Origin of the sequence: Pseudomonas sp. V88_4, from assembly GCF_029967985.1 — a bacterium.
Lineage (GTDB): Bacteria > Pseudomonadota > Gammaproteobacteria > Pseudomonadales > Pseudomonadaceae > Aquipseudomonas > Aquipseudomonas glycinae.
Window position 1 is genome coordinate 1 of the sequence record NZ_JASCAF010000001.1, and the last position, 14,589, is coordinate 14,589.

At 60.2% G+C, this 14,589-nt stretch carries 10 protein-coding genes; 3 read left to right on the forward strand and 7 right to left on the reverse strand.

Features of this window, described 5'->3' with window-relative positions:
- The 4 genes from QLG12_RS00005 to QLG12_RS00020 form a co-directional block, all read right to left on the reverse strand.
- The coding region (locus QLG12_RS00005; RefSeq protein ID WP_282473679.1) for a hypothetical protein at positions 1 to 356 on the reverse strand (356 nt) is incomplete at its 3' end.
- A gap of 226 nt (positions 357 to 582) precedes the next feature.
- On the reverse strand, positions 583 to 1,929 hold the full coding sequence (locus tag QLG12_RS00010) for an ATP-binding protein (protein ID WP_041475405.1): 1,347 nt from the start codon (positions 1,927 to 1,929) through the stop codon (positions 583 to 585).
- Positions 1,926 to 2,603 carry a response regulator transcription factor gene (locus QLG12_RS00015; protein WP_011335499.1) on the reverse strand — a complete coding sequence of 226 codons (678 nt, stop codon included), beginning with the start codon at positions 2,601 to 2,603 and terminating at the stop codon, positions 1,926 to 1,928. The genes QLG12_RS00010 and QLG12_RS00015 overlap by 4 nt, the downstream gene beginning before the upstream one ends.
- 123 nt (positions 2,604 to 2,726) lie before the next feature.
- On the reverse strand, positions 2,727 to 3,332 hold the full coding sequence (locus tag QLG12_RS00020; protein ID WP_064598671.1) for a hypothetical protein: 606 nt from the start codon (positions 3,330 to 3,332) through the stop codon (positions 2,727 to 2,729).
- A 141-nt stretch (positions 3,333 to 3,473) separates the two neighbouring features.
- Between QLG12_RS00020 and QLG12_RS00025 the strand changes: the two genes are divergently transcribed.
- Together QLG12_RS00025 and QLG12_RS00030 are read left to right on the forward strand one after the other, a co-directional pair.
- Positions 3,474 to 4,265 carry a dienelactone hydrolase family protein gene (locus QLG12_RS00025; RefSeq protein WP_197871857.1) on the forward strand — a complete coding sequence of 264 codons (792 nt, stop codon included), beginning with the start codon at positions 3,474 to 3,476 and terminating at the stop codon, positions 4,263 to 4,265.
- Positions 4,266 to 4,357: 92 nt separating this feature from the next.
- Positions 4,358 to 5,083: a 4'-phosphopantetheinyl transferase gene (locus QLG12_RS00030; RefSeq protein WP_282473680.1), complete on the forward strand. Its 726-nt coding sequence runs from the start codon at positions 4,358 to 4,360 to the stop codon at positions 5,081 to 5,083.
- Positions 5,084 to 5,089: 6 nt separating this feature from the next.
- Here the strand turns inward: QLG12_RS00030 and QLG12_RS00035 are convergent, their stop codons facing one another.
- Both QLG12_RS00035 and QLG12_RS00040 read right to left on the reverse strand, forming a co-directional pair.
- A complete protein-coding gene (locus QLG12_RS00035; protein ID WP_282473681.1) occupies positions 5,090 to 6,700 on the reverse strand; it encodes an ATP-binding protein in 1,611 nt (536 codons plus the stop codon).
- Positions 6,697 to 7,419 (reverse strand): response regulator, encoded by a 723-nt coding sequence (locus tag QLG12_RS00040; RefSeq protein ID WP_236194817.1) that lies wholly within the window; start codon positions 7,417 to 7,419, stop codon positions 6,697 to 6,699. Before QLG12_RS00040 ends, QLG12_RS00035 begins: the two co-directional genes overlap by 4 nt.
- 736 nt (positions 7,420 to 8,155) lie before the next feature.
- On the opposite strand from QLG12_RS00040, the gene QLG12_RS00045 reads away from it, so the two are divergent.
- Positions 8,156 to 11,050: a ribonucleoside-diphosphate reductase subunit alpha gene (locus tag QLG12_RS00045; RefSeq protein WP_011335505.1), complete on the forward strand. Its 2,895-nt coding sequence runs from the start codon at positions 8,156 to 8,158 to the stop codon at positions 11,048 to 11,050.
- 160 nt (positions 11,051 to 11,210) lie between these two features.
- Here QLG12_RS00045 and QLG12_RS00050 read toward each other — a convergent pair whose 3' ends face one another.
- On the reverse strand, positions 11,211 to 14,474 hold the full coding sequence (locus tag QLG12_RS00050) for a calcium-binding protein (protein WP_282473682.1): 3,264 nt from the start codon (positions 14,472 to 14,474) through the stop codon (positions 11,211 to 11,213).
- Positions 14,475 to 14,589 lie beyond the last annotated feature (115 nt).

Sequence of the window (14,589 nt, forward strand, 5' to 3'; positions counted from 1 at the left end):
GGTGGCGTAAAAGGTTCTGGTGCCTGGTTGAAGCGCGTCACCCGATAGGCCAGATGCCACGTACCGCTCTGAAAACGGCCCGGTGCGACGAACAAGGTAGCGCGCTGGGTCAGTTCGGCATCCTGGGTAACGGTTTGCTGATCGACCACGAGGTTGTTGAGCAACAGCTCAACCTTGTCGGCCAGACTTTTGTTCGACCAGACCGGGATCTGCACTTTCATGCCCAGAGTAGGAAAGTTGAGCAGTGCGGCGGCGCGGTTGATGGCCCATTCTCCGTTCGGCAGCTGCTTGGCGCCGGGAAGGTCTGGGTCGAGCAGGGCGAGTGTGCCGATGGCTTTTTTCGGTTGGACGAGCATGGCGAGAACTCCTGCCGAAGGATGTGGGCGATGGAGTGATTGAGCGATCAGACGGATGCTTTGGCTACTGTCAGATGTGACAGGTGGGAGAGGTTTTTCGACCGACGGGCTCGATCCCATGATGGACAAAAACAGAGTGTTGGAAATGCGCGGAATGAACCACTGTCAGATCTGACAGTGGCGATGAATGGCCATAACCCAGGCGCCGCCTGAAAGAGACTCGGCTTCACACAGCCGGGAAATGAATCCTGAACGCCGCCCCACCCATCGGAGAATCCCCCAGCGTCAATTTCGCGCTGTAGCTCTCGATGATGTCCTTGACCACCGCCAGCCCGATGCCCTGCCCCGGATGCTGGCGGTCCAGGCGTTCGCCGCGTTCGAGAATCCGTGCGCGCTGATCCGGTGGTACGCCGGGGCCGTCGTCTTCGATGCACAGTTCGATTCCGTCCAGACTTTCGCGCACGCTGATGCGCACTTCGCCCAGGCACAGGCGATAGGCGTTTTCCAGCAGGTTGCCCATCATTTCCAGCAAGGCGCCCTGCTCGATCGGCACGTAACAGTGCTCCGGCAGATCGAAGGCGACACGCACGTGCTTGTCGCGGTAGACCTTGTCCAGCGTGTCGCACAGGCTTTGCAGCACCGGGCGCAGGCGCACCTGATGGCGCACCAGACCGCTTTTGCGCAGGCTGGCGCGTTGCAACTGGTAGCCGATCTGCTGGCTCATGCGTTCGATCTGGGTTTGCAGCACCCAGGCCTGATCGCGGTCTTCGGGGCGCTGGGCCATGTCTTCGCTGACGCCTTGCAACACCGCCAGCGGGGTTTTCAGGCTGTGGGCCAGATCGTCGAGGGAGTCGCGGTAACGGCTGCGCTGCTGGCGTTCGCTGTGCAGCAGGCGGTTGAGCGAACCGGTCAGGCGCAGCAATTCGCGCGGGTGTTGTTCGCTGAGGCTTTCGAGGGTTCCGCCTTCGATTTCGTCGAGTTCCTGACTGAGCCGGCGCAAGGCTTTCAGGCCCCAGGTCAGGCCGATCCACAGCAGTGCGAGCAGCACCAGCAACGCCGCACCGAACCCGAGGTAGAGGTTTTCTCGCAGGCCTTCGAGGGTGGTTTCGTATTCGCGCACCGGTTGCAGGGCCACGATGCTGAAGGCCGCGCTCTTGCCGCCGAGCAGTTTGACTTCAACGTCGTAGACGAAGAATTCCTGACCGTTGGCTTCACGGATCCGCGCGAACTCGTTGCCGAGGCCGTCGTAGCGCGGCGTGTAGTTGATCTTCTCTTCCTGGGTGCCCTTCGAGCGCCAGACCAGGTGCCCTTCGCGGTCATAGATGTAGCCGAGCAGGCGATTGTCCGTGAGGTTGAAGCGCTCGTCGGGCAACTGTGCCGGCATCATCAAGCGGTTGTTTTCAACCCGTGCGGCGGAGATCAGCGTGGTGACGTCGGACGCCAGCCGCTGCTCGATCGAGTCCTGCAGCGCCAGGCTGAAAGCGCCCTGCATCGCCGGGAGCAACGCGAGCATGAACAACACCGCCAGGGTGGTGGCGGCGAGCATCAGGCGGACGCGAAGGGAACGGATCAAGTGCAACGCTCATTGAACAGGTAACCGAGGCCGCGCACGGTGTCGATCGGCTTGAACCCGGCCGGGCCTTCGAGCTTGCGGCGCAGACGGCCGACCAGCACTTCGATCACGTTCGGATCGCGCTCGTCGTCATCCGGGTACAGCTGCTCCATCAGCCGATCCTTGGGCACCACTTGCTGGTGATGACGCATGAGGTATTCGAGAATCCGGTATTCGTAGGCGGTCAGCGCCAGCGGTTGCTCGTCGAGGGTCGCCTGCTTGCGATTGAGGTCGAGCAACAGCGGGCCGGCGACAATGGTCGACTGGGTGAAACCGCTGGAGCGGCGCAGCAAGGCATTGAGTCGCGCTTCAAGTTCTTCGAACTGGAACGGCTTGACCAGATAATCGTCAGCCCCGGCTGCCAGACCTTCGACCTTGTCTTGCCAGTTGCCGCGCGCGGTGAGGATCAGGATCGGAAACGTCTTGCCGCCCGAACGCAGTTGGCGGATCAGGTCGAGGCCACTCATGCCCGGCAAGCCAAGGTCGATCACCGCCAGGTCAAAGTTGAATTGCCCGGTCTGGTACAACGCCTCTTCGGCATTGGCCACGGACTCGACCACGTGACCGCTCTCCGTCAGGCGGGTTTGCAGGTGATGGCGCAACAGCGCTTCATCTTCGACGACCAACAGTTTCATGACGCTCTCCCGGGTAAATCGACAACTCCAAAGGCTTTCGCCTCACATGGCTGCGCCGGGTCGCCCCTCGAAGGACGACCCCCCCCCCCCCCCCCCCCCCCCCCCGGGCCTGACGCCAATCGCTTAGAAAGCGTAGTTGGCCGACAGGTAAGTCTGGGCGCTGCTGGTCAAGTCCAGCGAGCCTTGCTTGCTGCCGCCGCTCTCTTTCATCTCGGTGCTGGCGTTGCTGCGCAGGTAACGGTAACCGAGTTCGACCGAGGTGTTCTGCGAGACTTGCTGCAGCACACCGAACTGACCGCCGACCGCGTAACCGATGTCGCTGTCGCGGCTGTAGCCCGGCGAATCCTGGGTCAACTTGGTCAGACCGGCCGTGGCACCGCCGAACAGCTTGGTGCTGCCGCCCACCGGGTAGAACAAATCGTAGCTGCCCAGCAGGTTTTCCTGGCGCAGTTTAATGCCATTGTGCGAGCCCGACACGTTGTCGTAGGTGGCGTAGTAGCGGCCCTGGCTGTTTTGCTGACCCAGGCGCAGGCCGTAGGTGTTGTTGCCGTCGATGGCCGCAGTGGCGTCCGGGTGGCCGAGGTTGTCGTTCAGGGCGTTGGATTTTTTGATCTTGTCGCTGGTCTGGCCAAAGGTCAGGCCGGCGAAGTTGCTGGTGGTGTCGGCATGGGCCGCGATACTGGCGCTCATTACGGTAAAAGCCAGCAGCAGTTTATTTAAACGAGTCATGGAGTTTCCTCTTTCACAGTGCTGTTTGGTATGGCGCAAGGTTACTGCCCCTCCCCTGTACCGCCCCTGAACGCTCTCTGAACCTGGCCTGAATGAAATGAACTAGTCTGTTTTGACCCTTTATTGTCAGGAGACCCGATCATGCGCCTGCTTCTAACCCTCGCCCTCCTTGTCTTCAGCGGCCTCAGCCAGGCTGCGATCAAGACCGAGGAAATCCCCTATCAGAGTGCTGACGGCACCAAGCTGATCGGTTACTACGCCTACGACGACGCGATCAAGGGCCCGCGCCCCGGCGTGGTGGTGGTGCATGAATGGTGGGGACTGAACGACTACGCCAAGCGTCGCGCCCGGGATCTCGCCGGGCTCGGCTACAGCGCGCTGGCCATCGACATGTACGGTGAAGGCAAGAACACCGAGCACCCGAAAGACGCGATGGCCTTCATGCAAGCCGCCACGCAGAACGCCGATGCAGCGAGCAAGCGCTTTCAGGCCGGGCTGGATCTGTTGAAGAAACAGCCGCAGACCGACAAGGATAAAATCGCCGCCATCGGTTACTGCTTCGGCGGTGGCGTGGTGCTGAATGCGGCGCGTCAGGGTGTGCCACTGGCCGGCGTGGTGAGTTTCCACGGTGCGCTGGCCACCAAGACCCCGGCTGCGCCGGGCAGCGTGAAGGCGAAAATTCTCGTCGAACACGGCGCGCTGGACAGCATGGTCACCCCGGACAACGTCGCGGCGTTCAAGTCGGAAATGGACAAGGCCGGCGCCGACTATCAATTCGTCAGCCTCGACGGTGCCAAGCACGGCTTCAGCAATCCTGACGCGGATCGCCTGAGCCACGGCGACCACGGTGGCCCGGATATCGGCTACAACAAGGCCGCCGATGAAAAATCCTGGTCGGACATGCAGGTGTTCTTCAAGAAAATCTTTGGCTGATTCCGGTTAACCGATCGCTCCTGCGCTCTGCGTGGGAACGATCACTTCCTCTGCACTATCCAGCCTGAAGACAACCCGGCAAAATGCCCGACATGACTGCCAGCCCTTTCCTCCCCGTCTGCTGCACCCCGCTCGATGCCCATTGGCCGCTGCCGACGGTCTTGCCTCATACCGTGCTGCTGAGCACCCATTTCGACCCGTCGCAACTGCTCGGCGATGACTTTCGTCGTAGCGCCATCGAGCCGCCGCCGAGCATTCAGCGTTCAGTGGCCAAGCGGCAAGCGGAATTCCTCGCCGGGCGGATTTGCGCCCGGGCAGCGTTGCAGGAGCTGGAGGGCACAAGCTGCGTTCCGGCGATCGGCGAGGATCGCGCTCCGGTATGGCCGGCACACATCTGCGGCTCGATCACCCACAGCACCGGCCGCGCGGCGGCGATTGTCGCCAACAGACAGCACTGGCGCGGGCTGGGCATGGACCTGGAAAACCTGCTCAACGCCGAACGCGCCGAACGACTGGCCGGAGAGATCCTGACCCCACCGGAATTGCAGCGCATGGCCGCCGGCTCTCGGGATCAGATCGCGTTGTGGGTGACCCTGACCTTTTCGGTGAAAGAAAGCCTGTTCAAGGCGCTGTACCCGATCGTGCAGCAGCGCTTCTACTTCGAACACGCCGAAGTGCTGGAATGGAATGAACAGGGTCAGGTGCGGCTGCGGCTGCTCACGGATCTGTCCAGTGAATGGCGCAACGGCACAGAGCTCGATGCGCAATTCGGTGTGCAGGACGGGCAGTTGCTGAGTCTGGTCAGCATCCCTGCCTGAAGTTTTTTAGCGCCGCTCCTGATTCCTCGGCCAGCTCAGGCTGAAGCACGCTCCGCCCAGACTCTTGCTCTTGCCGATCAGCGCCCGGCCGTCGTGCCAGTGGATGATCCGCCGCACGATCGACAGGCCCAGCCCGTGTCCGCCGGACGCCCGGGTGCGACTGTCGTCCAGGCGCAGGAACGGCGTGAAGATTTTCTCCCAGGCGGTTTCCGGCACACCGGGGCCGTCGTCCTCGACATCCACCCGGCAACGCATCTGCCCGACCTGATAACTGACCGTGACCTTCGAACGCGCATGGCGCATGGCGTTGCCCACCAGATTCTGCAAGGCGCGGTGCAGGTAACGCGGCTCGGCCTCGACCCACGCGTCATCGCAATCCGCCGCCGACAGGCACAGACCGCGTTGCACCGTGACTTCGGCACGCAGAGGCGCCAACTCTTCGATCACCTGATTGACCAGCGCATCCAGATCGATGCGCTGGAAGGTCAGCGCCGGTGAGCCCTGCTCCAGCCGGGCGTACGTGAGCATTTCGTCGACCAGCTTGTCGAGGTCCTCGATGTCGTGGTCCATGCCCTCGCGGTATTTTTCCAGCGCCTGCGGGGTGGTGGCCGAGCCGATCATCTCCAGACCGAAACGCAGACGCGCCACCGGCGTGCGCAGTTCGTGGGACACCGCGCGCACCAGTTCTCGCTGAATGGCGAGCAACTGCTGCAAGTGCTCGGCCATGCCGTTGAACGCCGCTGCCAGTTTGCCCACCGAGTCGGCACCACGGGCCGGCACCCGGGTTTCCAGACTGCCCTTGGCGATGCGCGTGGCCGCAGCTTCGAGCCCGCGCAAACGCCGCTCGAGCTGGCGCACCAAAAAATAGACGATCAGGCCGATCAGGGTCAGGCCGAGGGCGGCGATCAAAACCAGCCATTCCGGCGGGTACGGGTTCATCTGATACAGCGGCCCGATTTCCAGCACCCACGGCGTGCCGACCATCCCGGCGAACACCCGGATCGAATCGCCACCCTTGCCCAGCGCCATCACCGTATCGCCTTCGGATACCCGACGGCTCTGGTCTTCGTCCATATCCGCGTCGCTGACCGTGACCAGCCGCAAATCAAAGCCAAAGCCTTTTTCTTCCTTCAATTGCGCCAGTCGTTTGGGTTGCTCGCCCACCGGCACCCGCACCAGCTCATCGGCCAACAGGTAAATGGTCGCCCGGGCCAGTTGCTCGCTGATTTGCTGGACCTCGCCCACCAGCACCAATTGCTCTTTGTCGCTGACCAGCCGATAGACCTTGGCCGCGTGCGGCCCGGTCTGCTCCACCAGGGCCTGGCCGCGCTGCACGCGAGTGCGCTGGGTCAGGTCGAGATCGGTCTGAGCAAAGGTTTTCAATGCCAGCGGAATCCCGAGCAGCCGCTCCCACACCAGCAAGGCGCGATGGCGCTCGGTTTCGTTCATCGGCTGCAGGTCGTCGGCCATCAGCGAAAACGTGCCGTGGGCCAGACGCTCGCGGTACTGCTCGCTACGCACCTGGTTGAGCAGATGCAACGCGAGAACACCCAGCACCGCCACCAGGATCAGCGCCGCGCACATGCCGCCATAGATGCGCAGGAAGATCGAGTTCAAAGCGGCAGGTCTGCGCAGGCTTCCGGTACGAACAGGTAGCCTTTGCTGCGAATGGTCTTGATCAGGCGCGGATGATCGGGGTCGTCGCCGATCTTCGGGCGGATGCGCGAGATGCGCACATCGATCGAACGGTCCTGGCCGTCGTAGCCGATGCCGCGCAGTGCGGTGAAGATCTCTTCCCGGGACAGGATCCGCCCGGCGTTGGACACCAGCAGCCAGAGCAGATCGAATTCGGCACTGGTCAGCTCGATACCGCTGTCACTGAGCCACGCTTCGCGCAAGGCGTTGTCCACCACCAGCGGGCCGAATTGCAACCGACGCGAATTGCCTGCCGCCGGCTCCGGTGTGTCACTGCGTCGCAACAATGCCTGGATGCGTGCCAGCAACAGCCGCGGGCGCACCGGTTTGCAGACGTAGTCGTCGGCGCCGAGGTCGAGGCCGAGGATCTGGTCGGCATCATCGGTGCGCGCGGTGAGCATCAGGATCGGCCCGTCGTAGCGATCGCGAACCTTGCGGCAGATGCTCAGGCCGTCTTCGCCGGGGAGCATCAGGTCGAGGATCACCAGATCCGGTTGTTCCTTGATGATCCGCGCCGCCGCCAGTGCACCGTTGCCTTCGATTTCCACGCGCAATCCGTTGGCTTGCAGGTATTCGCGGGTCAGTTCGGCCAGTCGCTGGTCGTCCTCGACTATCAATACCTGCCAGGCTTCTTGCTCCACGGGTGACCTCTGCTTGCCGATGCTGCCTATAAAGGAAGGATCCTCCCGTCTTTTTGTCATCTTTAAGGAGGATAAGAATGCGTGCGCATGGGCCGATTGTATAAACGGCGTACAGCCAGAACACAAGTCGGTAAATGCGTTCGGACAAGGCGGATTTTTGTGATAGGGTTCGCGCCCTTAAAAATCCGCTGAAGCGTTTTTCCCGACTGAAAAACAGTGACAAACGGTCTAGCTCAACAGGTTAGCGGCCTACACGGGAATTCCTGGTTTCTTACACAATTTACGCACAGGTTTATCCACAGCTCGTACGTTGCAAGCCCCCTCGAAACGCATTATCTTGTAGCACGGCGCAAAGAGACCCCCTACATATAGGGTTTTCCGTTCTAGAGCCCAACCACATTTCAGACCTGAAACTCAAGTGCTTTATTGCCGGTTTCCGGTTGAACCAAGCAAGTTTTTCAAAGCCCAAACCGCACTTGCGGATGGCACCGTTTTTAAGGTTGGCAACGACCGGAACGGTACGGGTGTTGCAGTCGTTACTGTCACCCTGGAAGTAATCCGGCTTGAGCCTTGGCTCGCGGCCGAAAACTTCGGCAAGGATGCGGCGTCATTAGCCTTTTTCCTACTGATCCGAAGTTGTTATGCCCGACGCCCGTCGGTTGTAGTGCTTCGGACCAGAACGGTGAGCACCATGATGGTGCCCAAACAAACATAGAGAATGTGGAGATCACCCCCCATGCAAACCGACACAACTCGCGAGAACCCGCAGGGCACCTTGCCGCAGGCCGCCGATTCGAATTCGGATCTGGCTGCCACCGCGCCTGGCCAACTGCGTGTGATCAAGCGTAATGGCACTGTCGTTCCTTACACCGATGACAAGATCACCGTCGCTATCACCAAAGCGTTTCTCGCAGTTGAGGGCGGCACCGCTGCCGCCTCGTCGCGAATCCACGATACCGTTGCCCGCCTGACCGAACAGGTCACCGCGACCTTCAAGCGTCGCATGCCGTCGGGCGGAACCATCCACATCGAAGAAATCCAGGACCAGGTCGAACTGGCCCTGATGCGTGCCGGCGAGCAGAAAGTGGCTCGCGACTACGTGATCTACCGCGACGCCCGCTCCAAGGAACGCGCCACCCGCACCACCGCCGAAGCTCCGGTACAGGCGCATCCGTCGATCCGCATCACCCGCGCCGACGGCAGCCTCGCGCCGCTGGACATGGGCCGCCTGAACACTATCGTCACCGAAGCCTGCGAAGGCCTGGCCGAAGTCGACGGCGACCTGATCCAGCGCGAAACCCTGAAGAACCTTTACGACGGCGTGGCCCTGAACGACGTCAACACCGCTCTGGTAATGACCGCCCGTACCCTGGTCGAGCGCGAGCCGAACTACTCGTTCGTGACCGCCCGCCTGCTGATGGACACTCTGCGTGCCGAAGGCCTGGGCTTCCTGGGCGTGGCCGAGAGCGCCACTCACCACGAAATGGCCGACCTGTACGCCAAGGCACTGCCGGCCTACGTGGCCAAAGGTATCGAGTTCGAACTGCTGAACCCTGTGCTGGCCTCCTTCGACCTGGAAAAACTGGGCAAGGCGATCAACCACGAGCGCGACCAGCAATTCACCTACCTCGGCCTGCAGACCCTGTACGACCGTTACTTCATCCACAAGGATGGCGTGCGTTTCGAACTGCCACAGATCTTCTTCATGCGCGTGGCCATGGGCCTGGCGATCGAAGAGAAGCAGAAAGAAGACCGTGCGATCGAGTTCTACAACCTGCTGTCCTCGTTCGACTACATGGCTTCGACCCCGACCCTGTTCAACGCCGGTACCCTGCGTCCACAGCTGTCGAGCTGCTACCTGACCACCGTGCCGGATGACCTGTCGGGCATCTACCACGCGATCCACGACAACGCCATGCTGTCGAAATTCGCCGGTGGCCTGGGCAACGACTGGACCCCGGTTCGTGCGCTGGGTTCGTACATCAAGGGCACCAACGGCAAGTCGCAAGGCGTGGTTCCGTTCCTGAAAGTCGTGAACGACACCGCCGTCGCCGTTAACCAGGGTGGCAAGCGCAAAGGCGCTGTGTGTGCCTACCTGGAAACCTGGCACATGGACATCGAAGAGTTCATCGAGCTGCGCAAGAACACCGGTGATGACCGTCGTCGTACCCACGACATGAACACCGCCAACTGGATTCCTGACCTGTTCATGAAGCGCGTCTTCGATGACGGCAAGTGGACCCTGTTCTCGCCATCCGAAGTTCCGGACCTGCACGACCTGACCGGCAAGGCCTTCGAAGAGCGCTACGAGTACTACGAAGCCCTGACCGAATACCCGGGCAAAATCAAGCTGTTCAAGACCATCCAGGCCAAAGACCTGTGGCGCAAGATGCTGTCGATGCTGTTCGAAACCGGCCACCCATGGCTGACTTTCAAGGACCCGTGCAACCTGCGTAGCCCGCAGCAGCACGTCGGCGTGGTTCACAGCTCGAACCTGTGCACCGAGATCACCCTGAACACCAACAAGGACGAGATCGCGGTCTGCAACCTGGGCTCGATCAACCTGCCGAACCACATCGTCGACGGCAAGCTGGACACCGCCAAGCTCAAGCGCACCATCGACGTCGCCGTGCGCATGCTCGACAACGTGATCGACATCAACTACTACTCGGTGCCGCAGGCGAAGAACTCCAACTTCCGCCACCGTCCGGTCGGTCTGGGCATCATGGGCTTCCAGGACGCGCTGTACCTGCAGCACATCCCTTACGGCTCCGACGCTGCCGTCGAGTTCGCCGACAAGTCGATGGAAGCGGTCAGCTACTACGCGATCCAGGCTTCCTGCGACCTGGCTGACGAGCGCGGCTCGTACGAGACGTTCCAGGGTTCGCTGTGGTCCAAAGGCGTACTGCCGCTGGATTCGCAACAGATCCTGATCGAAGCACGTGGCCAGAAGTACATCGACGTCGACCTGACCGAGTCCCTGGACTGGGCACCGGTTCGCGCCCGTGTACAGAAAGGCATCCGAAACTCGAACATCATGGCCATCGCACCGACCGCGACCATCGCCAACATTACCGGCGTCTCGCAGTCGATCGAACCGACCTACCAGAACCTATACGTGAAATCGAACCTGTCGGGCGAATTCACCGTGATCAACCCGTACCTGGTTCGCGACCTGAAGGCTCGCGGTCTGTGGGACTCGGTCATGATCAACGACCTGAAGTACTACGACGGTTCGGTTCAGCAGATCGAGCGCATCCCGCAAGAACTCAAAGAGCTCTACGCGACCGCGTTCGAAGTGGACACCAAGTGGATCGTTGACGCCGCCAGCCGTCGTCAGAAATGGATCGACCAGGCCCAGTCGCTGAACCTGTACATCGCCGGCGCATCGGGCAAGAAACTCGACGTGACCTACCGTATGGCCTGGTACCGTGGCCTGAAAACCACCTACTACCTCCGTGCCCTGGCCGCGACCAGCACCGAGAAGTCGACCATCAACACCGGCAAGCTGAACGCTGTATCCAGCGGCGGCAACCACGGCGACGACTCGGTCCTGGCAGCGCCTGCCGGCCCTGCTCCAGTGCCGAAGGCTTGCGCCATCGACGAGCCGGATTGCGAAGCTTGCCAATAAGCTGAGCTGAATCAGGCGTTGCGAAACGCCTGATCCGAGAAACCCCCGACAGACTTCTGGTTTGTCGGGGGTTTTCTTTTGACCGGTGAAAAACTCCAGGCAAAAAAAACGGCGAACCCTGAATCACAGGTTCGCCGTTTTTGCGAGTAGCGACTTACCGTCAGACCATCGACAGCTCGGCAGATGCCTGCCCTACTACCGGAATGGTGAATGACTCACCGTTGTTGGTGTAGAAGGTTTCGATTGTGTTGGCGCCCTTGTACCAGTCTTTGAGGAACACGCCGGAGTCCAAGTTGCCGCTTTGCAGGTCGGCTGCGTTGAAGATGTAAGCACCCAGATCATTTTTGACGATCCGGACCTCACTGACGCTCTGAATGTTCTTCAGGGTAACGGTATCGATACCCGTGCTCCCCAGGTCTTGAATACCAACCATAGTTTTGGAGAAGACGATGTAAGCATCACCACCCTCGCCTCCCAAAGCGTCACCCGAACCACGCAAGTTCAACGTATCCGAACCCGCCCCACCCTGAAGCACATAGCCATACCCCGTGCCGGTCAATGTATCGTTGCCGTCACCGCCATCGGCAATTGCGGACGACACAGTGATATTGTCATTCCCGGATTCGCCATATAAAACGCTACCAGCGTCATCGTCAGCGCTTCGCATCGTGTCGTTACCGTTGCCACCGTAGAGCATATCGACTTGAACACCTCTGATTGGCAGGCCACCAAAAGCGCTGGTATCGGTGGCAGTGCCGCCGTAGATAAAGTCATCGCCGTCGCCGCCGTAAATAACGTCGTTACCGGCTCCACCTTCCAGCTTGTTCGAATAGGCATTCCCTGTCAGCGAATCGTTGAAGTTCGACCCCATCAGATTATCGATATTGATTAATACATCACCTTGAGCGTCACCGCCCGAAGCAGTTCCATCCAGCAAATTGATTTGCACGCTCCCTGCACTTGTCAGGTACCAGGCACCATCACCTCGTCCCACGCCAGTCAAAAGATCCGCGCCCGCGCCCCCGACAAAGTTTTCCGCTGCTGCCACGCTGCCGGTAAAGCTGTCAGCCTGTGAAGTCCCCTGGAATATTTCGATGGACGAATAGATATCGCCCGCAGCAATCCCGGTCAGAACCGGCGCATTCAAATCAAGAACAATGCCGGTACTTTCGTCGGCGAAGCTCAGCATGTCCATGCCGATACCACCGTCGAAGCGGTTGATCCCTGCGTCCCCGACAAACACGTCACTGAAGTTCGAACCAATGATGGCTTCAATACTGGAGTAGACATCACCGGCCGCAATTCCGGTATGAAGACCGGTTTTCGTGTTGATAGTTAATCCTGTCGCGCTATCGGCATAACTTACTGTGTCGAAGCCCTCTCCACCATTGAACTGGTCGGCACCTGCACCACCCTTCAGGGTGTCATTGCCGGCACCGCCGGTAATGATGTTGTCCGATGCGTTACCCGTACCGATAAAGTTGCCAGTGCCAGTGAACGTCAGACGCTCGACCTCCGCAGCCAAGGTGATGATGTTCTGGTTGGTACGCACTTCATCATCACCACCACCGGCCATTTCCACCACGTTCTGGCTGGCCGAACCGTTGATGATGTACACGTCATTGCCGGCGCCACCGTAGAAGGTTGTGGTGCCAAGCGATGCGGTAAAAACATCGTTGTAGTTCGTGCCGACGATGTTTTCGAAATCTGAGAAGGTGTCGCCCTGAGCGTCGCCCCCCAGACCGGTACCGGACCGCGCAGCCGTCATGGTGATGTTGATGCCCTGCTCCGACTGCGCGTAACTCAGCGTGTCGATGCCGTTGTAGCCATCGAGGTTGTCGGCCGCCGCACTGGCGTAGAACGTATCGTTGTAGTTCGAGCCTTGATAGCTTTCGATGCCGACAAAGGTATCGCCTGCTGCGAAGCCGGTATGAACACCGGTTTTCAGGTTCAGGCTCACCCCTACCCCCGCGCTGGCAGGCGCGTCTTCATAACTGGCGATGTCGAAACCTGCACCACCAATCAGTTGGTCGGCACCTGCCCCCCCCTTCAGAGTGTCATTGCCGGCACCGCCGGTAATGATGTTGTCCGATGCGTTACCCGTACCGATAAAGTTGCCAGTCCCGATGAATGTCAGGCGCTCGACCTCAGGCGCCAGGGTGATGATGTTCAGCGTGGTGCGTACTTCATCGTCACCACCACCGGCCATTTCCACCACGCTCTGACTGGCCGTACCGTTGATGATGTACACGTCATTGCCGGCGCCACCGTAGAAGGTTGTGGTGCCAAGCGATGCGGTAAACACGTCGTTGTAGTTCGTACCGATGATGTTTTCGAAGTCGGAGAATGTGTCGCCCTGGGCGTCGCCACCCAGACCGGTACCCGACCGCGCAGCCGTCATGGTGATGTTGATGCCCTGTTCCGACTGCGCGTAACTCAGCGTGTCGATGCCGTTGTAGCCATCGAGGTTGTCGGCCGCCGCACTGGCGTAGAACGTATCGTTGTAGTTCGAGCCTCGATAGCTTTCGATACCGACAAAGGTATCGCCTGCCGCGAAGCCGGTGTGCACACCGGTTTTCAGGTTCAGGCTCACACCCACGCTGGTGGGCACATCCTCATAACTGGCGATGTCGAAACCTGCGCCGCCGATCAGTTTGTCAGCACCAGCGCCGCCCATCAAAGTGTCATTGCCGACACCGCCGGTGATGACGTTGTCCGATGCATTGCCACGCGCGATGAAGCTGCCAGTCCCGGTGAACGTCAGGCGCTCGACCTCAGGCGCCAGGGTGATGATGTTCAGCGTGGTGCGTACTTCATCGTCACCACCACCGGCCATTTCCACCACGTTCTGGCTGGCCGAACCGTTGATGATGTACACGTCATTGCCGGCGCCACCGTAGAAGGTTGTGGTGCCAAGCGATGCGGTAAACACGTCGTTGTAGTTCGTACCGATGATGTTTTCGAAGTCGGAGAAAGTGTCGCCCTGGGCGTCGCCACCCAGACCGGTACCCGACCGCGCAGCCGTCATGGTGATGTTGATGCCCTGTTCCGACTGCGCGTAACTCAGCGTGTCGATGCCGTTGTAGCCATCGAGGTTGTCGGCCGCCGCACTGGCGTAGAACGTATCGTTGTAGTTCGAGCCTCGATAGCTTTCGATACCGACAAAGGTATCGCCTGCCGCGAAGCCGGTGTGCACACCGGTTTTCAGGTTCAGGCTCACACCCACGCTGGTGGGCACATCCTCATAACTGGCGATGTCGAAACCTGCGCCGCCATTGAGCTGGTCAGCGCCATCACCTCCCATCAATACATCGTTGCCGTCTCCGGCATTCAGAACATCATTTCCCGCCAAACCTCGCATCTGATCAGCGTCCGCAGTTCCTGTCAGAGTATCTGCACCGGGAGTTCCGTTGATTATCGCCATTACATCGTCCTTGTTTAAGTGTGAAGCAAAAGGGTTAAAGCTGCCTGATCTCCATCTCGCAGAATAATCTCCCGGCTCAATGGAGCAGGTTGTGCACCTGGGTTCAATGCGCACG